The organism is Burkholderia sp. Bp9031 (assembly GCF_003857965.1).
In the GTDB taxonomy this organism is placed as follows: Bacteria; Pseudomonadota; Gammaproteobacteria; order Burkholderiales; family Burkholderiaceae; genus Burkholderia; species Burkholderia ambifaria_A.
Genome location: NZ_QTPW01000030.1, coordinates 1 through 21021 on the forward strand (window position 1 = coordinate 1; position 21021 = coordinate 21021).

Sequence of the window (21021 nt, forward strand, 5' to 3'; positions counted from 1 at the left end):
GCAGCAGAGAAGCGAGATTATGAACCGTGTTTCTCAGTTCGTCAACAACTTTTTTAACTGCTTCGTTGCGACGGCTGAGGTTCAACTCCGTGTGCGCCGGGGCTCTACAACCCGCCCTCAACCGCACCGCTTCCCTTCTTCCCCCGCGCTGCGTTTCCGTTAGCGCGAAAGAGGCGTGATTCTATGCACCCCACCCCGTCTCCGCAACCCCCTTTGTGAAAATATTTTGAAAAAGCCCCCGTGCGCTGCCGCGCACGGGGGCTTGGAGCTCGTTGCACCAGGCAACCATGCCGGCGACGGATACCCGTCGCTCGCCAAGCCGCCCCACCCCGCCACCGGATCAACGGTTCTTGAATACCGGCTTGCGCTTCTCGACAAATGCCGCCATCCCTTCCTTCTGATCTTCAGTCGCGAACAGCGAATGGAACAGCCGACGCTCGAAATGGACGCCTTCAGCCAGCGTCGTCTCATACGCACGGTTCACCGACTCCTTGACCATCATGACCGCCGGCAGCGAAAACTCGGCGATCGTCGTCGCTGCGGCAATCGCTTCATCGAGCAACTTGTCGGCCGGCAGCACACGCGACACGAGCCCCGCCCGTTCCGCCTCGGCTGCATCCATGAAGCGTGCGGTCAGGCACATGTCCATGGCCTTCGCCTTCGACACCGCGCGCGGCAGGCGCTGCGTGCCGCCCGCGCCGGGCATCACGCCCAGCTTGATCTCGGGCTGGCCGAACTTGGCCGTATCTGCCGCAAAGATGATGTCGCACATCATCGCGAGCTCACAGCCGCCGCCGAGTGCGAAGCCCGCCACGGCCGCAATGATCGGCTTGCGGATCTCGCGGACGGTCTCCCAGTTACGGGTGATGTAGTCGCCGCGATAAACATCCATATAGGAATAGGTCGCCATCATGCCGATGTCGGCCCCCGCCGCGAACGCCTTCTCGCTCCCCGTCACGACGATCGCGCCGATCTCGTCGTCCGCGTCGAATGCTTTCAGTGCGGCACCCAATTCATCCATCAGTGCATCGTTCAGCGCATTCAGCGCCTTCGGACGGTTCAGCGTGACCAGCCCGACTCGCCCCCGGGTCTCCACCAGGATGTTCTCGTAAGACATCTATTTCTCCTCGATCAATGAAATGAGAAACGCCTCGCACACGCGAATAGTTTGATGCTACCATTCTCCGACCAACCGGTCGGTTAATTAATCGATCCAACCCCTCTCAACATCCATCAGGCCGCCGTCATGACCCATGCACTGTTCACGAAGCACGAAGACACGCTGAACCACGCCCTCGCCGCCATCGAAAGCCGCGGGTACTGGAGCCCGTTCGCGGAAATGCCGAGTCCCAAAGTGTACGGGGAAAGCGCTAACGCCGATGGTGAAGCTGCGTTCAAAGCACACCTCGGCAACACGTTCGTGCTCGACCAGCCGGCGTCCGGCGGAACCGTCGGTGCGGAGCAGTCGCCGTACGGGATCGCACTTGGCATCCGCTATCCGAAATCGACGCCTGACGAACTGGTTGCAGCGGCCGCCGTTGCCCAGCGTGCATGGCGCGAAGCAGGCCCGAGCGCCTGGATCGGCGTAAGCCTCGAAATCCTCGCGCGCCTGAACCGCGCGAGCTTCGAGATTGCCTACAGCGTGATGCACACCACCGGCCAGGCGTTCATGATGGCGTTCCAGGCCGGCGGCCCGCACGCGCAAGATCGCGCGCTCGAAGCGGTCGCCTATGCCTGGGACGAACTGCGCCGCATCCCCGCCGATGCGCACTGGGAAAAGCCGCAAGGCAAGAACCCGCCGCTCGCGATGCACAAGCGCTATACGATCGTCCCGCGCGGCACCGGCCTCGTGCTCGGCTGCTGCACGTTCCCGACCTGGAACGGCTACCCCGGTCTGTTCGCCGACCTGGCGACCGGTAACACGGTAATCGTCAAACCCCACCCGGGCGCGATCCTGCCGCTCGCAATCACGGTCCGCATCGCCCGCGACGTGCTCCGCGAAGCCGGCTTCGATCCGAACGTCGTCACGCTCCTCGCGACCGAGCCAAACGACGGCGCCCTCGTGCAAGACCTCGCGCTGCGTCCTGAAATCAAGCTGATCGACTTCACGGGCAGCACGCAAAACGGCACGTGGCTCGAACGCCATGCCCATCAGGCACAGGTGTATACCGAGAAGGCTGGCGTCAACCAGATCGTGATCGATTCGACCGACGACCTGAAGGCCGCAGCCAAGAACATCGCGTTCTCGCTGGCGCTGTACTCCGGCCAGATGTGCACGGCACCGCAGAATATCTACGTGCCGCGCGACGGCATCCGGACGGCAGACGGCCACGCGAGCTTCGACGAGGTCGCCCAGGCGATCGCCGTATCCGTGCAGAAGCTGACCGGCGACCCGGCGCGCTCGGTCGAACTGATCGGCGCGATCCAGAACGACGGCGTGACCGCGCGCATCGACGACGCCCGCAAGCTCGGCCGCGTGCTCGCCGACAGCCAGACGCTCCAGCACCCGACGTTCGCCGACGCTCGCGTGCGCACGCCGCTAGTGCTGCAGCTCGACGTGGCTGACCGCGCGAAATTCACGCAGGAGTGGTTTGGCCCGATCTCGTTCGTGATCGCGACCGACTCGACCGCACAGTCGCTCGATCTCGCCGGCGAAATCGCCGCGGAGCATGGCGCGCTGACACTCTCCGTCTACAGCACCGACGACAAGATCCTCGACGCCGCGCACGATGCGGCGGTGCGTGGCGGCGTCGCGCTGTCGATCAACCTGACGGGCGGTGTGTTCGTCAACCAGTCGGCCGCGTTCTCCGACTTCCACGGCACCGGTGCGAACCCGGCCGCCAACGCCGCGCTGGCCGACCCGGCGTTCGTCGCCAACCGGTTCCGCGTGGTGCAAAGCCGCGTCCATGTTGCGCCGAAGGCCGTAACCGCGGAAGCCGGCCAGACGGCATAACCCGAATGGCCGACGTGCAAACGCCGCCACGTTCTCTACCATGAACGAATCCGCCAGCCGGCGGGTTCGCTGCACATCGACACCCCCATGACCGACGCCTATATCTGCGACGCAATTCGCACCCCCATCGGCCGCTACGGCGGCGCCCTGAAAGACGTTCGTGCCGACGATCTCGGCGCAGTGCCGCTCAAGGCGCTGATCGAACGCAACCGCAACGTCGACTGGTCGGCAATCGACGACGTGATCTACGGCTGCGCGAACCAGGCCGGCGAGGACAACCGCAACGTCGCACGCATGTCCGCGCTGCTCGCGGGCCTGCCGACCGCCGTGCCGGGCACGACGCTGAACCGGTTGTGCGGCTCGGGCATGGACGCCGTCGGCACAGCCGCGCGCGCGATCAAGTCGGGCGAGGCACGCTTGCTGATCGCAGGCGGCGTCGAAAGCATGACGCGTGCGCCGTTCGTGATGGGCAAGGCTGCGAGCGCATTCGCTCGCCAGGCCGACATCCACGACACGACGATCGGCTGGCGCTTCATCAATCCGCTGATGAAGCAGCAATACGGCGTCGATTCGATGCCCGAGACGGCCGAGAATGTCGCGGTCGACTACAACATCAGCCGCGCCGATCAGGATCGGTTCGCGCTGCGCAGCCAGCAGAAGGCCGCGCGTGCGCAGCAGGACGGCACGCTCGCCGCGGAAATCGTCCCGGTTACGATTGCGCAGAAGAAAGGCGACGCGCTCGTCGTCTCGTACGACGAGCATCCGCGCGAAACGTCGCTCGAAGCGCTCGCGAAGCTGAAGGGCGTCGTGCGCCCGGACGGGTCGGTGACGGCCGGCAACGCGTCGGGCGTCAACGACGGCGCATGCGCCCTGCTGCTCGCCAACGCTGACGCCGCCGATCAATACGGGCTGCACCGCCGCGCACGCGTCGTCGGCATGGCGACCGCCGGCGTCGAGCCGCGCCTGATGGGCATCGGCCCGGCGCCGGCCACGCAGAAACTGTTGCGCCAGCTCGGCATGACGATCGACCAGTTCGACGTGATCGAGCTGAACGAAGCGTTCGCGTCGCAAGGTCTCGCGGTGCTGCGCATGCTCGGTGTCGCCGACGACGATCCGCGCGTGAACCCGAACGGCGGTGCGATCGCGCTCGGCCACCCGCTCGGCGCATCGGGCGCCCGGCTCGTGACCACGGCGCTTCACCAACTCGAGCGTACGGGCGGCCGCTTTGCGCTCTGTACGATGTGCATCGGCGTCGGCCAGGGCATCGCAATCGCGATCGAACGCGTGTAACCGACGCGCCGCGCGCCTATAACGAAGTCATGAACGAAGTCATGAAGGAGACACTGCATGTCATATCAGGCGATCCAGGTGGATATCGATCAGGCTGCCCGCGTGGCCACGATCACCCTCAACCGTCCGGACAAGCTGAACAGCTTTACGCGGGCGATGCACCGCGAACTGCAGTCGGCACTCGATGAAGTCGAGGCAGCCGGTGCACGGGCGCTGATCCTGACGGGTGCGGGGCGAGGCTTCTGCGCGGGCCAAGACCTGGCCGACCTCGACTTCACGCCGGGCGCGTCCACCGACCTCGGCACGCTGATCGACGAGCATTTCAATCCGCTGATCCGCCGCCTGCAACGCACGCCAATTCCGGTGATCGCCGCCGTCAACGGCACGGCGGCCGGCGCCGGCGCGAATCTCGCGCTCGCATGCGACATCGTATTTGCCGCGCGCTCGAGCAGTTTCATCCAGGCCTTCGTCAAGATCGGGCTCGTGCCCGATTCGGGCGGCACATGGTTGCTGCCGCAACGCATCGGCATGGCCCGCGCGCTGGGCCTCGCACTGACCGGCGACAAGCTCGGCGCCGAACAGGCCGAACAATGGGGCTTGATCTGGCGCGCGGTCGACGACGATGCGCTTGCCGCGTCGGCCCGTCAGGTCGCCAACCAGCTCGCGCAGCAGCCGACGCTCGCGATCGCGTCGATCAAGCAGTCGATGCGCGACGGCATGACGAATACGCTCGACCAGCAGCTCGACCTCGAGCGCGACCTGCAGCGCAAGCTCGGCCAGTCGTACGACTACGCGGAAGGCGTGAAGGCGTTCATCGAGAAGCGCGCGCCGCGCTTCGAGGGGCGGTGACATGACCACGTCCACCGACACACTCGCCCCCGATGCGCTCGCCCGTGCGACAGCGCGAGCCATGTACGACGCGGACGCCTGCAGCCGCGCGTTCGGCATGGAAATCGCCGAGGTACGCGCCGGCTACGCACGCCTGCAGATGCGCGTACGGCCGGAGTTCCTGAACGGACACCAGACCTGCCACGGCGGCATCATCTTCACGCTCGCCGATTCGACGTTCGCGTTCGCGTGCAACTCGTACAACCTGAATACCGTTGCAGCAGGCTGCTCGATCGAATACCTGCGTCCCGTACACGGCAACGAGCTGCTGACGGCCGAGGCGGTCGAACAGACGCGCAGCGGCCGGTACGGCATCTACGACATCCGCGTCACGAACCAGACAGGCGAAACAGTCGCGATGTTTCGCGGCAAATCGGCCCAGATCAAGGGTACGGTCCTTCCGGAAGACCGCTGACGTCCACGGCTCGCTCATAACAATCACTGGAGACAGGCATGACTACCCCGCTACCGCTCGAGCCGATCGAGACCGCCTCACGCGACGAGTTGACCGCGCTGCAGCTCGAACGCCTGAAATGGTCGCTCCGGCATGCGTATGAGCACTCCCCCGTCTATCGCCGCAAATTCGACGAAGCGGGCGTGCATCCCGACGACCTGAAGACGCTCGCCGATCTGTCGCGCTTCCCGTTTACGACCAAGAGCGATCTGCGCGACAGCTATCCGTTCGGGATGTTCGCGGTGTCGCAGGACCAGATCTCGCGCATCCACGCGTCGTCGGGCACGACCGGCAAGCCGACCGTCGTCGGCTACACGGCCCGCGACATCGATACGTGGGCGAATCTGGTTGCTCGCTCGATCCGTGCGGCCGGCGCGCGCCGCGGCGACAAGGTTCACGTCAGCTACGGCTACGGACTGTTCACGGGCGGGCTCGGCGCACACTACGGTGCCGAGCGCGCCGGGCTGACGGTGATCCCTTTCGGCGGCGGCCAGACCGAGAAGCAGGTGCAGCTGATCCAGGACTTCCGGCCCGACATCATCATGGTGACGCCGAGCTACATGCTGTCGATCGCCGACGAAATCGAGCGTCAGGGCCTCGATCCCGCGCAAAGCTCGCTTCGCATCGGCATCTTCGGTGCTGAACCGTGGACCAACGACATGCGTGCGGCCATCGAGCAGCGGATGGGCATCGACGCGGTCGACATCTATGGGCTGTCCGAGGTGATGGGCCCAGGTGTCGCGTCGGAATGCGTCGAGACCAAGGACGGCCCGACGATCTGGGAAGACCACTTCTATCCGGAAATCATCGATCCCGAAACCGGCGAAGTGCTGCCGGATGGCGAGCTCGGCGAACTGGTCTTCACGTCGCTGACGAAGGAAGCGCTGCCGATCATCCGCTATCGGACGCGCGACCTCACGCGTCTGCTGCCCGGCACCGCCCGCACGATGCGCCGGATGGAGAAGATCACCGGGCGTTCGGACGACATGATGATCGTGCGGGGCGTCAACGTCTTCCCGACGCAAATCGAGGAACAGCTGCTGAAGCAACGCGCGCTCGCCCCGCACTATCAGATCGTGCTGACCAAGGAAGGGCCGCTCGACGTGCTGACGCTCAACGTCGAACCGTGTCCCGAAACGGCCCCCGACACGGCGGCGATCCACGCGGCCAGACAGGCGCTCGCGCACGACATCAAGTCGCTGATCGGTGTGACGGCCGTAATCAACGTGCTGCCCGTGAACGGAATCGAGCGCTCCGTCGGCAAGGCACGCCGCGTGATCGACAAGCGCAAGGGCTGATACCCGTCGTTATCCCATCGCCGCGCGAAGCAGCAATCGCGTACGCAAAAAAAACAGCCCGATCGCCGACGCCGATGGGGCTGTTTCGTTTCGATGCCCGGCTACCCGTGTACGCCGGCATCACCGCGCATCACGAATTCGGAAAGAGCAGCCACATCCGGCCGATCTGCTTCATCCGTCCGGCCTGGTCGCCGGCGTCGTCGCCGAGCCCCCAGAAATAGTCGGCCCGCACGCCACCCCGGATCGCGGAACCCGTATCCTGCGCGAACACGAGCCGGTTCATCGGCGTATTCGTCAGCGGACGCGTGGTCTGCAGGAACACGGGCGTGCCGAGCGGGATCGACGACGGATCGACCGCGATCGAACGCTCGGGCGTGAGCGGCACGCCGAGCGCACCGATCGGGCCGTCCGCGCCGCCGTGCGGCGCATCTTCCTTGGTCGGCATGTCGCGGAAGAACACGAAGCGCGGATTCGTGTCGAGCAACGCGTCGACGCGAGTCGGGTTCGCCTTCGCCCACGCCTTGATGCCCTGCATCGTCGCCTGAGCGGGCGTCAGCTCGCCGCGATCGAGCAGCCACTTGCCGATCGAGCGATACGGCTGGTTGTTGGTGCCGCCGAAGCCGACCCGCATCACCGAACCGTCGTCGAGCAGCACGCGTCCCGAACCCTGTACCTGCAGGAAGAACGCCTCGATCGGATCGTCGACCCACACGAGTTCGTTGCCGTTCAGGACGCCAGCGCGCTCGAGCTGCGCGCGAGCGGGCAGCGCGGCGCCGGCACGATAGCCGGCCGGCCAGCGATACAGCGCGTACTGGTAAGGACCGCGACGCACACGGGAACCGTGCAGCAGCGGCTCGTAATAGCCGGTCACGAGCCCGTCGAGCGTGCCGTCGGTGTTCGCCAGCTGAAACGGCGTGAAATACGTTTCGAAGAATGCACGCGCGCTGCTGACGTCGAGCTCGTCGAGCTGGTCGGCAGCCGCGCAGGCGCGCTGCCACGCCGGCTGGCGCGCAAGCCGCACGCAGTTCTGCCGCAGCGCGGCCGTCGCGCCGATCAGCGAATCGTCCTGCCAGCCCGGCACCTGCTGCCAAGCGACCGGCGTCAGCCGCTTCGCGGCGACCTGCCCCGGCACGATCGCCGCGCCGGTCGGCGGCTTGAGCGCCGACGTTCGCGTCGGCGCGCCGCCGCACGCAGCAAGCAGCGCGGCCGTCGCGGCCGCCGCAACCCAGCCGGCCACCCGGGGCCCAAACCACATACAATGTCCGTTCTTGATGGAAACCGCCATGTCAGATTTTCTCGACCAATATCCGATGCTCATCTTCGCGCTCGAAGCTTTCGTAGCGCTTGCCCTGCTGATCTTCATCGTCGTGTGGACGTCGTCGGGCAGGAAGAAGCACGCCCGCGGCAACGACCGCCAGCCACGCTGACCGGCCCCGCACGCTCAATGCAGCGTGCGCGGCATGTGCAGCGCAAACTCGTCGACCGGCGCATCGAACCGCTCGCCGTCCTCCGCCACGCAGAAGTACGCGCCGCGCATCGTGCCGACCGGCGTCGCGATCACGGCCCAGCTCGTGTATTCGAACTGTTCGCCCGGCTGCAGCAGCGGCTGGTGCCCGACGACGCCGAGCCCCTTCACTTCCTGCACGTGGTTTTCGCTGTCCGTAATGATCCAGTGACGCGCGATCAACTGCGCCGCGACCTGCCCCGTGTTGCGGATCGTCAGCGTGTACGCGAATGCGTATTGACGTCGATCGGGGTCGGATTGTTCCGGCAAGTAGCTGGTTTTCACCGAAACGGTGAACTGATACTGACTCATGGTGTTTCCGCTGTAGGTAACCGCCCGCGCCGACTCGAGCGGCCAGGCCGCGGCGCGCCGCATTGGTTCGGCATTCTATGCGGAATCGGGCCGCAACCGCACGGCCCGTCGCCGCGCACCGGGTCGCCGGACGGTAGAATGGCGGTTTTGCGCCGCAGCGTCCCCGCTCCCCTGTCATGACTCAATTCCGCATCGCTCCCAGCATCCTGTCGGCCGACTTTGCACGGCTCGGCGAAGAAGTCCGCAACGTGGTCGCCGCCGGCGCCGACTGGATTCACTTCGACGTGATGGACAACCATTATGTGCCGAACCTGACGATCGGCCCGCTCGTCTGCGAGGCGATCCGCCCGCACGTGCAGGTGCCGATCGACGTGCACCTGATGGTGCGCCCGGTCGACCGGATCGTGCCCGATTTCGCGAAAGCCGGCGCGAACCTGATCAGCTTCCACCCGGAAGGCTCGGATCACATCGACCGTACGCTGTCGCTGATCCGGGATCACGGCTGCAAGGCCGGCCTCGTGTTCAATCCGGCCACGCCGCTGAACTATCTCGACCACGTGATGGACCGCCTGGACTTCGTGCTGCTGATGTCGGTGAACCCCGGCTTCGGTGGCCAGTCGTTCATTCCGGAAACACTGAACAAGCTGCGCGAAGCGCGCGCGCGCATCGATGCGTACACGGAGCGCACCGGCCGCGAGATCCTGCTCGAGGTGGACGGCGGCGTGAAGGCCGACAACATCGCGGAGATCGCTGCGGCCGGCGCGGACACCTTCGTTGCGGGCTCGGCGATCTTCGGCAAGCCCGACTACCGCAAGGTGATCGACGAGATGCGCGCCGCGCTCGCCACCGTCGAACGGAGCTGACGCCGTGGCCGATTCCTCGCAAGCCGGTCAGGCACCGGCCGAAGCCGACGGCACGATCCGTTTTGCGGCGCCGCGCATCGCTGCGGCGCTGATCGACCTCGACGGCACGATGGTCGACACGGCCGACGATTTCACGGCCGGGCTGAACGGGATGCTCGCGCAGCTCGGCGCGCCGGCCACGTCGCGCGACGAGGTGATCGGCTATGTCGGCAAGGGCTCCGAGCATCTGATCCAGAGCGTGCTGAAGCCGCGCTTCGCGCCCGACGACGCGCACGCGCGCTTCGACGACGCGCTCGCGATCTACCAGACCGAGTACGCGAAGATCAATGGCCGTCACGCGCGCCTCTATCCCGAGGTCGCAGCCGGTCTCGATGCGTTGCACGCAGCCGGCATCCGGCTCGCGTGCGTGACGAACAAGCCGCACCGCTTCGCGGTCGAGCTGCTCGAGCAATACGGGCTGATCGATCGCTTCGGCATCGTGCTCGGCGGCGACAGCGTCGCGCGCAAGAAGCCCGATCCGCTGCCGATGCTGACGGCCTGCGACGCGCTCGGCGTCGCGCCGGACGCGGCGGTCGCGATCGGCGACTCGGAAAACGATGCACTGGCGGGCCGCGCGGCCGGCATGGCGACGCTAACGGTGCCGTACGGCTACAACCACGGCAAAGCTATACAAACGATAAATTCGGATGGTATAGTCGATTCGTTGCTGGTCGCAGCACGCGCGATCACCGCGCACAATGCCGGCCGGCCAACCATCTGATTATTTCTTCTATCCGCATGTTTCTGAATAAAAAACGGAGTCTGAGCAGCATCGACCGGGGAGCCTGGCCCTGGCGTCGCTGGTCGCGCTAACCTCTTCGATGAGGTACGCTGAAGCACGTCTTCAGCGCCGTTTTTTATCTCGCTGCGCATCCGCGCGCCGATCGTCGCACCACCTCGAGTTCTACCGCGTCCGAACGCTTGCGTTCAGGATCGGCCGCAGGCTCGCGACGTTCACGCCCGGAGTGCCGGCCGGCAACAGGCACTTCTCGATCGACCGCCCTTTCGCCGACGGCAGCCCGCGCAGCGTCAAGTGATCCCTGGCGCACTCCGCCGCTCGTCCCGAACAGGACCGGAACATGACCGAACTCGAATTCCAATCGCTTGCGAACGAAGGCTACAACCGCATCCCGCTGATCGCGGAAGCGCTCGCCGACCTCGAAACGCCGCTGTCCCTCTACCTGAAGCTGGCCCAGCCTGAACGCGCGGGCGCGAACTCGTTCCTGCTCGAGTCGGTGGTCGGCGGCGAACGCTTCGGCCGCTATTCGTTCATCGGCCTGCCCGCCCGCACGCTGGTACGTACCCGCAACGGCGTGTCGGAAGTGGTGCGCGACGGCCAGGTCGTCGAGACGCACGACGGCGATCCGTTCGAATTCATCGAGTCGTTCCAGGCGCGCTTCAAGGTCGCGCAGCGCCCGGGCCTGCCGCGCTTCTGCGGCGGTCTCGCCGGCTATTTCGGCTACGACGCGGTGCGCTACATCGAGAAGAAGCTCGCGAACACCGCACCGCGCGACGATCTCGGCCTGCCTGACATCCAGTTGCTGCTCACCGAGGAAGTCGCGGTGATCGACAATCTCGCCGGCAAGCTCTACCTGATCATTTACGCGGATCCGGCCCAGCCCGAGGCTTACACGAAGGCGAAACAGCGCCTGCGCGAGCTGAAGCAGCGCCTGCGCACGACCGTGCAGCCGCCCGTCACGTCGGCGAGCGTGCGCACCGAGACGTTCCGCGAGTTCAAGAAGGAAGACTATCTGGCCGCCGTGCGCCAGGCGAAGGAATACATCGCTGCCGGCGAACTGATGCAGGTCCAGGTCGGCCAGCGACTGACGAAGCCGTACCGCGACAATCCGCTGTCGCTGTATCGCGCGCTGCGTTCGCTGAATCCGTCGCCGTACATGTATTACTACAACTTCGGCGATTTCCACGTGGTCGGCGCGTCGCCGGAAATCCTGGTCCGCCAGGAAAAGCGCGGCGAAGACCAGATCGTCACGATCCGTCCGCTCGCCGGCACGCGTCCGCGCGGCAACACGCCCGAGCGCGATGCCGAACTCGCGACCGAACTGCTGAACGATCCGAAGGAAATCGCCGAGCACGTGATGCTGATCGACCTCGCGCGCAACGACGTCGGCCGCATCGCGGAAATCGGTTCGGTGCAGGTGACCGACAAGATGGTGATCGAAAAGTACTCGCACGTGCAGCACATCGTCAGCTCGGTCGAAGGCAAGCTGAAGCCCGGCATGACGAACTACGACGTGCTGCGCGCGACGTTCCCGGCCGGCACGCTGTCCGGTGCGCCGAAAGTGCGCGCGATGGAACTGATTGACGAGCTCGAACCGATCAAGCGCGGGCTGTACGGCGGTGCCGTCGGCTACCTGTCGTTCTCGGGCGAGATGGATCTCGCGATCGCGATCCGCACGGGCCTGATCCACAACGGCAACCTGTATGTGCAAGCGGCGGCCGGCGTCGTCGCCGACTCGGTGCCCGAATCCGAATGGCAAGAGACCGAGAACAAGGCGCGCGCGGTGCTGCGTGCGGCCGAACAGGTCCAGGACGGCCTCGATAGCGACTTCTGACGGAGACTGACCATGCTGCTCATGATCGACAACTACGACTCGTTCACCTACAACCTGGTCCAGTACTTCGGCGAACTGGGCGAGGACGTGCACACGTACCGCAACGACGAGATCACGCTCGACGAGATCGCGCGCCTGAATCCCGACACCATCTGCCTGTCGCCCGGCCCGAGCAACCCGCAGCACGCAGGCATCACGCTCGACGTGCTGCGCGAATTCGCGGGCAAGAAGCCGATCCTCGGCGTCTGCCTCGGCCACCAGGCGATCGGCGAAGCGTTCGGCGGCCGCGTCGTGCGCGCGAAGACCATCATGCACGGCAAGGTGAGCCGGATCGAAACCGACTGCCGCGGCGTGTTCGCCGACCTGCCGAAGCATTTCGACGTGACGCGCTACCACTCGCTCGCGATCGAGCGCGAATCGCTGCCCGACTGCCTCGAGGTGTCCGCATGGACCGACGACGGCGAGATCATGGGCGTGCGCCACAAGACGCTGCCGATCGAAGGTGTGCAGTTCCACCCGGAATCGATCCTGTCCGAGCACGGCCATGCGCTACTCGAGAATTTCCTGAAGCAGAATCGCGCAGCGGCCCACGCGGCCGCGCCGGCTGCGTGACGGGAGACGCACGATGACGATTACCCCGCAGGAAGCGCTGCAACGCACGATCGAGCACCGCGAAATCTTCCACGATGAGATGCTGCACCTGATGCGGCTCATCATGCGCGGCGACATGTCGCCCGTGATGGCGGCCGCGATCATCACCGGGCTGCGCGTGAAGAAGGAGACGATCGGCGAGATCGCCGCCGCCGCGACCGTGATGCGCGAATTCGCGAATCACGTCGAGGTGCCGGACAACTCGAACTTCGTCGACATCGTCGGCACGGGCGGCGACGGCGCGCACACGTTCAACATCTCGACCGCGTCGATGTTCATCACGGCAGCGGCCGGCGCGAAGGTCGCGAAGCACGGCAACCGCGGCGTATCGAGCAAGTCCGGCAGCGCCGACGTGCTCGAGGCGCTCGGCGTGAACATCGACCTGCAACCCGAGCAGGTTGCCGCATCGATCGCCGAAACCGGCATGGGCTTCATGTTCGCGCCGAACCACCATCCGGCGATGAAAAACATCGCGGCCGTGCGCCGCGAGCTCGGCGTGCGGACGATCTTCAACATCCTCGGCCCGCTGACCAATCCGGCCGGCGCGCCGAACCAGCTGATGGGCGTGTTCCACCCTGACCTCGTCGGCATCCAGGTGCGCGTGATGCAGCGCCTGGGCGCGCAGCACGTGCTGGTCGTGTACGGCAAGGACGGGATGGATGAAGTGTCGCTCGGCGCCGCGACGCTCGTCGGCGAATTGCGCGACGGCAAGGTGCACGAATACGAGATCCATCCGGAAGACTTCGGCTTGCAGATGGTGTCGAACCGCACGCTGAAGGTGGAAAATGCCGAGGAATCGCGCACGATGCTGCTCGGCGCGCTGGACAATCAGCCGGGCGTCGCGCGCGAGATCGTCACGCTGAACGCGGGCACCGCGCTCTATGCGGCCAATATCGCCGAATCGATCGCAGACGGCATCCAACTCGCCCGCGAAGCGATCGCGAGCGGCAAGGCACGCGCGAAAGTCGACGAACTCGTGCGCTTCACGCAGCAATTCAAGCGCTGACTCCCCTTACGAATCAAGCAGGAACCCACATGAGCGACATTCTCGACCGCATCATCGCCGTCAAGCGCGAAGAAGTCGCGGCGGCCATGCGCAGCACGCCGCTCGAGGCACTGAAACTCGAAGCGTCCACGCGCGACCTGCGCGACTTCGTCGGCGCGCTGCGCGCGAAGCAGGCGGCCGGCAACGCGGCAGTGATTGCCGAAGTAAAGAAGGCAAGCCCGTCGAAGGGCGTGCTGCGCGAACATTTCGTGCCGGCCGACATCGCGCGCTCGTATGCGGCACACGGCGCCGCATGCCTGTCGGTGCTGACCGATGAACAGTTCTTCCAGGGCAGCGTCCGCTATCTCCAGGAGGCACGCGCGGCCTGCACGCTGCCGGTGCTACGCAAGGACTTCATCGTCGACGCGTACCAGATCCTCGAGGCACGCGCGATGGGCGCCGACGCGATCCTGCTGATCGCCGCCGCGCTCGACACGCCGCTGATGCAGGAACTCGAGGCGTACGCGCACTCGCTCGGCCTCGCGGTGCTGGTCGAAGTGCACGATCGCAACGAGATGGAACAGGCGCTGACGCTGAAGACGCCGCTGCTCGGCATCAACAACCGCAACCTGCGCACGTTCGAGACGACGATCCAGACCACGCTCGACATGCTCGACATGATTCCGCAGGACCGCATGGTCGTGACCGAGTCGGGGATCCTGTCGCGCACCGAAGTCGACACGATGCGCGCGGCGAACGTGAACGCGTTCCTCGTCGGCGAAGCGTTCATGCGCGCCGACCAGCCGGGCGAGGAACTCGCGCGGATGTTCTTCTGATGGCGATCGAAAAGGAAATCAAGCTCGCGCTGCCGGCCGGCCAGGCCGATGCGGCGCGGCGTTTTTTCGAGACGCTGACCAGCGAAGCCGGCGACGTCATCGCGCTCGCGAACGTCTACTACGACACGCCCGATCTCGCGCTGGCCCGTTCCAAGAGCGCGGTGCGTGTGCGCCGCACGCCGCACGGCTGGTTGCAGACCTTCAAGACGGTCGGCAGCGCGGAAGCCGGCCTGCATAGCCGCCACGAATGGGAGTTGCCCGTCGCCGGCGATGCGCTCGAAATCGATGCGCTCGTCGCTGCGTGTGACGTGCCGGGCGCCGCCAGCGCATTGCGCGACGCGGCGCCCGCACTGCACGCGCTGTTCCGGACGGACTTTTCGCGTACGCTGTGGCGCATCGCAATCGGCGGCGCAACCGTCGAGGCCGCGGTCGACATCGGCGAGATCGTCGTCCAGGCGGAAAACGATACGCGCCGCGAACCGATCAGCGAAATCGAACTCGAACTGATCGACGGCCCGGAAGCAGCGCTCGCGACGCTCGCCGCCGAACTGCAGCAGGCGCTGCCGGGCCTCGCCCCCGAAAACATCAGCAAGGCGCAGCGCGGCTACCGGCTGCGCGCGCAATAAACCCGCATCACGCATGGCAACCCGCAAGACTCTCCGTACGCCACACCAGGCGTCGCTGTTCGACGATCCTGTACCGGAAACGGCGCAGGACGATGTTCCCGCCCCGGCGCCCGCGCCGGCCTCAGCCGGGCGCAAGCCCGCCAAAAAGGCCGCGGCAGCCGCCCCGGTTTCCGCCGCGCCGCGGCCCGTTGCCGCGGACGTCCCGCACCTCGCCGCGCAATTCGATGCATTGCCGGTCGTCTGGCGCGAGGTGCTGAAACCCTTCACCGACAGCGACGCGTATGCGCCGCTGTGCCGCTTCGTCGACGACGAGCGCGCGGCCGGCAAGACGGTCTACCCGACCGACGTGTTCCGTGCGCTGCGCCTGACGAGCCCGGACGATGTGAAAGTCGTGATCCTCGGCCAGGACCCGTACCACGGCGACGACCGCGGCACGCCGCAGGCGCACGGCCTTGCGTTCTCGGTGCCGCCTGCCGTGCGCACGCCGCCGTCGCTGCGCAACATCTTCAAGGAAATCGTCGCGAATTTCGGCCACGACACGCCGCGTCACGGCTGCCTCGATACCTGGGCGCGCCAGGGCGTGCTGCTGCTCAACACCGTGCTGACGGTCGAGCGCGGTGCGGCCGCGAGCCACGCGAAGCGCGGCTGGGAGCAATGCACGGACACGCTGATCCGCGAACTGGCCGGCCGCCATCGCGGGCTCGTGTTCATGCTGTGGGGCGCGCATGCGCAGGCGAAGCGCGCGCTGTTCGATGCGAGCGCGCACTGCGTGCTCGAGGCGCCGCATCCGTCGCCGCTGTCTGCACACCGCGGCTTCCTCGGTTGCCGCCACTTCGCGCTCGCGAACGACTATCTCGTCGAAGCGGGCCGCGAGCCGATCGACTGGCGCCTGCCGGAAGTGGCCGAAACGCTCGCGTAATCGCGTAATCGCGTAATCGCGTTTCGCACGCATCACGCAAAAACGCCGCGTCCCTTTCGGAACGCGGCGTTTTTTTATCGGACGACGCAGCGGATGCAACGCACCCGCACCGGCCTTACGCAGCAGCGATCGCTTCGCGTGCGCTAGCAAGTGCCGCGCTCTGCGAATCCGGCCCGAGGTTCAGGCCTTCGGCATGGATGAAGCTCACGTCGGTCATGCCGACGAAGCCGAGGAACGTGCGCAGGAACGGCGTCTGGCTGTCGTTCGGCGTGCCGGCGTACTTGCCGCCGCGCGCCGTCACCACATGAACCTTCTTGCCCGTGATCAGGCCTTCCGGGCCGTTCTCGGTGTAGCGGAACGTGACGCCTGCGCGGGCGATCCAGTCGAAATACGTCTTCAGTTGCGACGAGACGCCGAAGTTGTACATCGGTGCGCCGATCACGATGATGTCGGCAGCTTGCAGTTCGGCGATCAGCGCATCGCTCTTCGCGACGATCGCATTCTGTTCCGCATTACGCTTGTCGGCCGGCGTGAAGAACGCACCAAGCACCGATTCGTCGAGGTGCGGCAGCGCGTCGGCCAGCAGGTCACGAACCACGACCTTCGCGCCGGGGTTCGATTGTTGCAGCTTTGCCGTCAGTTCGTTGGCCAGCAGCGTGGACTGCGCACCTTGCGAGCGCGCCGCGGAATTGATTTGCAGAATGGTCGTCATGTCAGGCTCCAGTTAGGTTGCGCTTCGGTAGCGCGAGTGACGCCATTGTGCGTGGCCGAATGATCGCGAAAAAGCGGGTTCCGGGCGACGGATTGTTGCACCAACAGAACAATCCATGATCGCGCCCCGAAACCCGCTCACACATGCTCAGCCTTTCAGCCAGGCTTCCCGGGCCTTGTGCGCGGCGGCCGGCTTCGCGGCCGCCGTAAGCCGGTAGCGTGAGACTTCCGGCCCGTCCAGCTTCAGTTTCACGGTCCGCAGCTCGTCGCGGCGGAACGCGTGCACCTCCACCTTGTCGCCCGGCCGGTAGCGCGCAAGCAGCGTGTCGAGATTCGTGCCGGTAACCCGCAGCCCGTCGACCGCGATCAGCGTGTCGCCAGCCGACAGCCCTGCACGATGCGAACCGCCGCCTTCGTAGACCGCCGCCAGCGTGCAGTCCGCACCGCCGCGCAGGCGCGCGCCGATCGTCGGCTTCGCAGCCGCGCCGGACGCGACCTCGGGCGCGAGCGCCACGCCGAACGGCGCGAGCAGTTCGGCGAGCGGCAGGTCGCGCGTGCCGTACACGGCGTCTGCGAACAGCCGGCCGAGTGCGACGCCCGTGGCTTCCTCGATCAGCGTCTCGACCTCGTGTTCCTCGACGCCCGCCTGCTTGCCGCGATAGAACTCTCGGCCGTAGCGCTGCCACAGCAGACGCATCACGTCGTCGAGCGACTTGCGGTTGCGCGTCTGCGCGCGGATCGCGAGATCGAACGCGAGCGCGACGAGCGAGCCCTTCGTGTAGTAGCTGACGATCGCGTTGGTCGCGTTCTCGTCCTGCCGGTAATACTTGACCCACGCGTCGAACGAGCTTTCCGCGACGCTTTGCTTCAGGCGCCCCGTGCCGCGCAGCACACCGCCGACGGTACGGCCGAGCGCCGCGAAATATTCGTCCTGCGACATCAGCCCGCTGCGCACGAGCATCAAGTCGTCGTAATACGACGTGAAGCCCTCGAACAGCCACAGCAGCGACGTGTAGTTTTCCCGCGCGAGGTCGTACGGCACGAACGCGGCCGGCTTGATGCGCTTCACGTTCCACGTGTGGAAATACTCGTGGCTGCAAAGGCCGAGATACGTGCGATAGCCTTCCGTCGTTTCCTGCCGGCCCTTCACCGGCAGGTCGGTGCGGTTGCAGATCAGCGCGGTCGACGCACGATGCTCGAGGCCGCCGTAGCCGTCGCTGACCGCGAGCGTCATGAACACGTAGCGGTCCATCGGTGCCTTCCTCGATTTCTGCTCGAACAGCGCTATCTGCGCTTCGCACACGCGCTTCAGGTCGGTGCGTAGCCGCTCCATGTCGAGCTGCGTGACGCGCCCGGCGATCACGATGTCGTGCGGCACGCCGTGTGCGTCAAAGGTTGCCAGTGCGAACTCGCCGATCGTCACCGGATGGTCGGCGAGCTCGTCATAGTTCGACGCGCGATACGCGCCGAACCCGTAGCGCCTGGTGCCGCGCGCCTCAGGTAGCGACGTGCCGACGCGCCACGTGCGGAACGCGGCCCCCGCCGGTTTCGCGATGTCGACTTCGCACGGCGCATCCTCGCGACCGGCGACGCTCAAGAACACGGCCGTGGCGTTGAAGAAGCCGCCCGATTCGTCAAGATACGCGGAGCGGACCGACAGGTCCCACGCATACACGTCGTAGCGCAGCGTCAGCGTGCCGTTCACCGGCGCGGCCTGCCATGTGTTCTTGTCGGTTTTCGCGATCCGCACCTTGCGGCCCGTGTCGTTGAACGCGGCGAGCGTCACGATGTTGCGCGCGAACTCGCGCACGAGGTAGCTGCCCGGAATCCACACCGGCAGCGAGAAGCGCTGGCCTGCGGGATCGGGATCGGTGACCGTCACCGACACTTCGAACAGGTGCGCGGCAAGATCTTTCGGGGCAATCGAATAACGGATCGGCTGGGTCATCGTGGCAATCGGTCGAAAATCGGACGGAATACGGCGGCGGAAACGAAGAGAGGCGCCGGCAAATATCGCGGGCGCCCCTCGCTGGCCGGGCCACGCGGCCCGGCGTGTCGGTCGGTTACTTGCTCGACGCGAGCGCCTGGTTCAGCTGGTCGGCCGACACCGCGCCCGGCAGCCGACGGCCGTCGGGCAGGAAGATCGTCGGCGTGCCGGTGACGTTCATCCCGCGGCCAAGCGCGAGGTTCTTGTCGAGCGCGCTCGTATCGCAGTTGCCGGCGCCGGACGGTGCGCGATGGTCGAGCATCCAGCCCTCCCAGGTTTTCGCGCGGTCGGTCGCGCACCAGATCGCCTTCGACTTGGTGGTCGAATCGGGCGACAGCACCGGGTACAGGAAGGTGTAGACGGTCACGTTGTCGATCGACTGAAGCGTCGTCTCGAGCCGCTTGCAGTACGGGCAGTTCGGATCGGAGAACACCGCGATCTTGCGTGCGCCGTTGCCCTTGACGACCTTGATCGCGTTGGCGAGCGGCAGGCTCGCGAAGTCGATCTTGTTGAGGTCGGACAGGCGTGCGTCGGTCAGGTTCTTGTGCGTCTTGGTGTCGACGAGATCGCCGAGCAGCACGTAGTCGCCGGCTGCGTCGCTATAGATGATCTGCGTGCCGAGGTTGACTTCGTACAGGCCCGCGACCGGCGATTTCGACACGCTCTTGATCGGCGCGTCGCTGCCGAGACGCGCTTGCAGCGTGGCTTTCAGCTTGTCCGTGGTTTGGTCGGCCTGCGCGCTGCAGCCGAGCGTCGCCATCGTGACGGCCAGCGCCAGCGATGCGATGCGGATCGTTTTTTTCATCCTGTTGTTCCTTCAGCTCAATCGGAGTGCACGTCACAGTGTACGCCGTAACGGAGCCCTGTCCGACAGGCCGGGGACGCGAAGGTTCGATCAGCCGAGCGCGGCCGACACGAGCCAGCGCTTCACGAGCGGCTGCGCGCCGACGAACGCCATGCCCGCGTTGCGCACGGCCTTCGCGAACGAGCCGGGCACCGCGAAGAGCCGCTGCAGCCCGTCGGTCGCGACCATCAGCGCGCGGATGTCCTCGCGGCGAGAACGCTCGTAGCGGCGCAGCAGCACCGTGTCGCCGAGGTTGCGGAAGCTCTCCTTGTTCGCGATCGCATCGGCGAGCGCCGCGACATCGCGCAGCCCGAGGTTCATCCCCTGCCCCGCGAGCGGGTGGATCAGGTGTGCGGCATCGCCGACGAGCGCGACGCGCGGGGCGATCAGCTTGTCGACGGTTTGTAGCGCGAGCGGGAAACCGGCTGCGGGCGTCACGCATTCGAGCGCGCCGACCCGGCCGTGCGACACGCGCTCGACCTCGGCCGCGAGTTGCGCGGGATCGAGCGCGAGCAGTTCGTCCGCGTGCGCGGTGTGCGCGGACCACACGAGCGATACATGACCGTCCGGCAGCGGCAGCAACGCGACGATCTCGCCGTCGCGGAACCATTGGCTGGCGGCCTCGCGGTGCGGGAGCGACGCCTTGAAGTTCGCGACGACGCCCGTCTGCCGGTAATCGCGCCGCTCGATCCTGGCCCCCATCTGGGAGCGCACCCACGAATGCGCGCCATCCGCGCCGACCACGAGGTCCGCTTCGAGCACTTGCCCCGACGACAGCGTGAGCACGGCCGCGTCGTCGCGTACGTCGAAGCCCTGCGCGCGCGCGTCGAACCACGTGAGGTTCGGCTGGAACCGCAGTGCGGCGTCGAGCGACGCCTCGATCAGCGACGATTCGGCGATCCACGCGAGCTGCGGCACGGAGGCCTGATACGCGGAGAAATGCAGCTCCGCGTGCGCATCGCCGTACACGCGCATGTCGTAGACCGGCGCGAGCCGGCCATGGTCGAGCGCCTGCCAGACCCGCAGCCGCTCGAGCAATGCCTGCGAGCTGGACGACAGCGCGTAGATGCGCGTGTCGAACGCGAGATCGGCGGGGCGCGGTGTGGCCGGCTGGGCGAGCAAGGCGGTCTTGTAGCCGGACTGGGTCAGCGCGAGCGCGGCCGTCTTGCCGACAAGCCCGCCGCCGACCACGGCGACGTCGAAGGTGTGGTGGGCAGTCATGGCGGGCATTATAGCTGCGAGGCCCATCCCTTACGCGGCCGGACTTTGCGGGAAATCAGCAGAATCG

Annotated in this window: 21 protein-coding genes; 14 read left to right on the plus strand and 7 right to left on the minus strand. The window is 66.3% G+C overall.

Annotated features, from left to right (window positions below; genetic code table 11):
• Positions 1–340: 340 nt before the first annotated feature.
• Complete coding sequence (locus tag DIE15_RS28990; protein WP_006762438.1) at positions 341–1117, minus strand: enoyl-CoA hydratase; 777 nt, start codon at positions 1115–1117, stop codon at positions 341–343.
• 129 nt (positions 1118–1246) lie between these two features.
• On the opposite strand from DIE15_RS28990, the gene paaN reads away from it, so the two are divergent.
• The 5 genes from paaN to paaK all read left to right on the plus strand — a co-directional run bounded on the left by paaN (position 1247) and on the right by paaK (position 6883).
• Positions 1247–2953 (plus strand): phenylacetic acid degradation protein PaaN, encoded by a 1707-nt coding sequence (gene paaN / locus DIE15_RS28995; RefSeq protein ID WP_057924676.1) that lies wholly within the window; start codon positions 1247–1249, stop codon positions 2951–2953.
• A gap of 87 nt (positions 2954–3040) precedes the next feature.
• The gene (gene pcaF / locus DIE15_RS29000; protein WP_124834945.1) at positions 3041–4243 is read left to right on the plus strand and encodes a 3-oxoadipyl-CoA thiolase; all 1203 of its coding nucleotides are present in this window, start codon (positions 3041–3043) and stop codon (positions 4241–4243) included.
• Positions 4244–4300: 57 nt separating this feature from the next.
• Positions 4301–5092, plus strand: a complete 792-nt coding sequence (paaG, locus tag DIE15_RS29005; RefSeq protein WP_057924678.1) for a 2-(1,2-epoxy-1,2-dihydrophenyl)acetyl-CoA isomerase PaaG — start codon at positions 4301–4303, stop codon at positions 5090–5092.
• A 1-nt stretch (position 5093) separates the two neighbouring features.
• The gene (paaI, locus tag DIE15_RS29010) at positions 5094–5546 is read left to right on the plus strand and encodes a hydroxyphenylacetyl-CoA thioesterase PaaI (RefSeq protein WP_057924679.1); all 453 of its coding nucleotides are present in this window, start codon (positions 5094–5096) and stop codon (positions 5544–5546) included.
• 38 nt (positions 5547–5584) lie between these two features.
• The gene (gene paaK, locus DIE15_RS29015; RefSeq protein WP_057924680.1) at positions 5585–6883 is read left to right on the plus strand and encodes a phenylacetate--CoA ligase PaaK; all 1299 of its coding nucleotides are present in this window, start codon (positions 5585–5587) and stop codon (positions 6881–6883) included.
• A 130-nt stretch (positions 6884–7013) separates the two neighbouring features.
• On the opposite strand, the gene DIE15_RS29020 is transcribed toward paaK, so the two are convergent.
• The gene (locus DIE15_RS29020; protein WP_260428368.1) at positions 7014–8138 is read right to left on the minus strand and encodes a murein transglycosylase A; all 1125 of its coding nucleotides are present in this window, start codon (positions 8136–8138) and stop codon (positions 7014–7016) included.
• 28 nt (positions 8139–8166) lie between these two features.
• On the opposite strand from DIE15_RS29020, the gene DIE15_RS37805 reads away from it, so the two are divergent.
• On the plus strand, positions 8167–8310 hold the full coding sequence (locus DIE15_RS37805; protein WP_006758475.1) for a hypothetical protein: 144 nt from the start codon (positions 8167–8169) through the stop codon (positions 8308–8310).
• Positions 8311–8324: 14 nt separating this feature from the next.
• Here DIE15_RS37805 and apaG read toward each other — a convergent pair whose 3' ends face one another.
• Positions 8325–8699: a Co2+/Mg2+ efflux protein ApaG gene (gene apaG / locus DIE15_RS29025; RefSeq protein WP_057924835.1), complete on the minus strand. Its 375-nt coding sequence runs from the start codon at positions 8697–8699 to the stop codon at positions 8325–8327.
• A 176-nt stretch (positions 8700–8875) separates the two neighbouring features.
• Between apaG and rpe the strand changes: the two genes are divergently transcribed.
• From rpe to DIE15_RS29065, 8 genes are all read left to right on the plus strand, one after another.
• Positions 8876–9562: a ribulose-phosphate 3-epimerase gene (rpe, locus tag DIE15_RS29030; protein ID WP_006482066.1), complete on the plus strand. Its 687-nt coding sequence runs from the start codon at positions 8876–8878 to the stop codon at positions 9560–9562.
• A 4-nt stretch (positions 9563–9566) separates the two neighbouring features.
• Complete coding sequence (locus tag DIE15_RS29035; protein ID WP_057924681.1) at positions 9567–10322, plus strand: phosphoglycolate phosphatase; 756 nt, start codon at positions 9567–9569, stop codon at positions 10320–10322.
• Positions 10323–10680: 358 nt separating this feature from the next.
• Complete coding sequence (trpE, locus tag DIE15_RS29040) at positions 10681–12174, plus strand: anthranilate synthase component I (protein ID WP_057924682.1); 1494 nt, start codon at positions 10681–10683, stop codon at positions 12172–12174.
• A 12-nt stretch (positions 12175–12186) separates the two neighbouring features.
• Entirely contained in the window at positions 12187–12786 is a 600-nt protein-coding gene (locus DIE15_RS29045; RefSeq protein WP_057924683.1) for an aminodeoxychorismate/anthranilate synthase component II, read from the plus strand.
• Positions 12787–12799: 13 nt separating this feature from the next.
• Positions 12800–13831, plus strand: a complete 1032-nt coding sequence (gene trpD / locus DIE15_RS29050) for an anthranilate phosphoribosyltransferase (protein ID WP_057924684.1) — start codon at positions 12800–12802, stop codon at positions 13829–13831.
• A gap of 29 nt (positions 13832–13860) precedes the next feature.
• On the plus strand, positions 13861–14646 hold the full coding sequence (gene trpC / locus DIE15_RS29055) for an indole-3-glycerol phosphate synthase TrpC (RefSeq protein WP_124834947.1): 786 nt from the start codon (positions 13861–13863) through the stop codon (positions 14644–14646).
• The gene (locus tag DIE15_RS29060) at positions 14646–15272 is read left to right on the plus strand and encodes a CYTH domain-containing protein (protein WP_057924686.1); all 627 of its coding nucleotides are present in this window, start codon (positions 14646–14648) and stop codon (positions 15270–15272) included. Before trpC ends, DIE15_RS29060 begins: the two co-directional genes overlap by 1 nt.
• 13 nt (positions 15273–15285) lie before the next feature.
• Positions 15286–16191 carry a uracil-DNA glycosylase gene (locus tag DIE15_RS29065; RefSeq protein WP_124834948.1) on the plus strand — a complete coding sequence of 302 codons (906 nt, stop codon included), beginning with the start codon at positions 15286–15288 and terminating at the stop codon, positions 16189–16191.
• 115 nt (positions 16192–16306) lie between these two features.
• Here DIE15_RS29065 and DIE15_RS29070 read toward each other — a convergent pair whose 3' ends face one another.
• The 4 genes from DIE15_RS29070 to DIE15_RS29085 all read right to left on the minus strand — a co-directional run bounded on the left by DIE15_RS29070 (position 16307) and on the right by DIE15_RS29085 (position 20963).
• Complete coding sequence (locus tag DIE15_RS29070; RefSeq protein WP_057924688.1) at positions 16307–16903, minus strand: FMN-dependent NADH-azoreductase; 597 nt, start codon at positions 16901–16903, stop codon at positions 16307–16309.
• Between the two features lie 147 nt (positions 16904–17050).
• The gene (locus tag DIE15_RS29075) at positions 17051–18850 is read right to left on the minus strand and encodes a M61 family metallopeptidase (RefSeq protein WP_124834949.1); all 1800 of its coding nucleotides are present in this window, start codon (positions 18848–18850) and stop codon (positions 17051–17053) included.
• Between the two features lie 115 nt (positions 18851–18965).
• Positions 18966–19694 carry a DsbC family protein gene (locus DIE15_RS29080; RefSeq protein ID WP_057924690.1) on the minus strand — a complete coding sequence of 243 codons (729 nt, stop codon included), beginning with the start codon at positions 19692–19694 and terminating at the stop codon, positions 18966–18968.
• A gap of 90 nt (positions 19695–19784) precedes the next feature.
• Positions 19785–20963 (minus strand): UbiH/UbiF family hydroxylase, encoded by a 1179-nt coding sequence (locus DIE15_RS29085; RefSeq protein WP_057924691.1) that lies wholly within the window; start codon positions 20961–20963, stop codon positions 19785–19787.
• Positions 20964–21021 lie beyond the last annotated feature (58 nt).

Coding starts and splice junctions, on each gene's coding strand:
- DIE15_RS28990 (WP_006762438.1), bottom strand. CDS start 1,117: ATGTCTTACGAGAACATCCTGGTGGAGACCCGGGGGCGAGTCGGGCTG.
- paaN (WP_057924676.1), top strand. CDS start 1,247: ATGACCCATGCACTGTTCACGAAGCACGAAGACACGCTGAACCACGCC.
- pcaF (WP_124834945.1), top strand. CDS start 3,041: ATGACCGACGCCTATATCTGCGACGCAATTCGCACCCCCATCGGCCGC.
- paaG (WP_057924678.1), top strand. CDS start 4,301: ATGTCATATCAGGCGATCCAGGTGGATATCGATCAGGCTGCCCGCGTG.
- paaI (WP_057924679.1), top strand. CDS start 5,094: ATGACCACGTCCACCGACACACTCGCCCCCGATGCGCTCGCCCGTGCG.
- paaK (WP_057924680.1), top strand. CDS start 5,585: ATGACTACCCCGCTACCGCTCGAGCCGATCGAGACCGCCTCACGCGAC.
- DIE15_RS29020 (WP_260428368.1), bottom strand. CDS start 8,138: ATGTGGTTTGGGCCCCGGGTGGCCGGCTGGGTTGCGGCGGCCGCGACG.
- DIE15_RS37805 (WP_006758475.1), top strand. CDS start 8,167: ATGTCAGATTTTCTCGACCAATATCCGATGCTCATCTTCGCGCTCGAA.
- apaG (WP_057924835.1), bottom strand. CDS start 8,699: ATGAGTCAGTATCAGTTCACCGTTTCGGTGAAAACCAGCTACTTGCCG.
- rpe (WP_006482066.1), top strand. CDS start 8,876: ATGACTCAATTCCGCATCGCTCCCAGCATCCTGTCGGCCGACTTTGCA.
- trpE (WP_057924682.1), top strand. CDS start 10,681: ATGACCGAACTCGAATTCCAATCGCTTGCGAACGAAGGCTACAACCGC.
- DIE15_RS29045 (WP_057924683.1), top strand. CDS start 12,187: ATGCTGCTCATGATCGACAACTACGACTCGTTCACCTACAACCTGGTC.
- trpD (WP_057924684.1), top strand. CDS start 12,800: ATGACGATTACCCCGCAGGAAGCGCTGCAACGCACGATCGAGCACCGC.
- trpC (WP_124834947.1), top strand. CDS start 13,861: ATGAGCGACATTCTCGACCGCATCATCGCCGTCAAGCGCGAAGAAGTC.
- DIE15_RS29060 (WP_057924686.1), top strand. CDS start 14,646: ATGGCGATCGAAAAGGAAATCAAGCTCGCGCTGCCGGCCGGCCAGGCC.
- DIE15_RS29065 (WP_124834948.1), top strand. CDS start 15,286: ATGGCAACCCGCAAGACTCTCCGTACGCCACACCAGGCGTCGCTGTTC.
- DIE15_RS29070 (WP_057924688.1), bottom strand. CDS start 16,903: ATGACGACCATTCTGCAAATCAATTCCGCGGCGCGCTCGCAAGGTGCG.
- DIE15_RS29075 (WP_124834949.1), bottom strand. CDS start 18,850: ATGACCCAGCCGATCCGTTATTCGATTGCCCCGAAAGATCTTGCCGCG.
- DIE15_RS29080 (WP_057924690.1), bottom strand. CDS start 19,694: ATGAAAAAAACGATCCGCATCGCATCGCTGGCGCTGGCCGTCACGATG.
- DIE15_RS29085 (WP_057924691.1), bottom strand. CDS start 20,963: ATGCCCGCCATGACTGCCCACCACACCTTCGACGTCGCCGTGGTCGGC.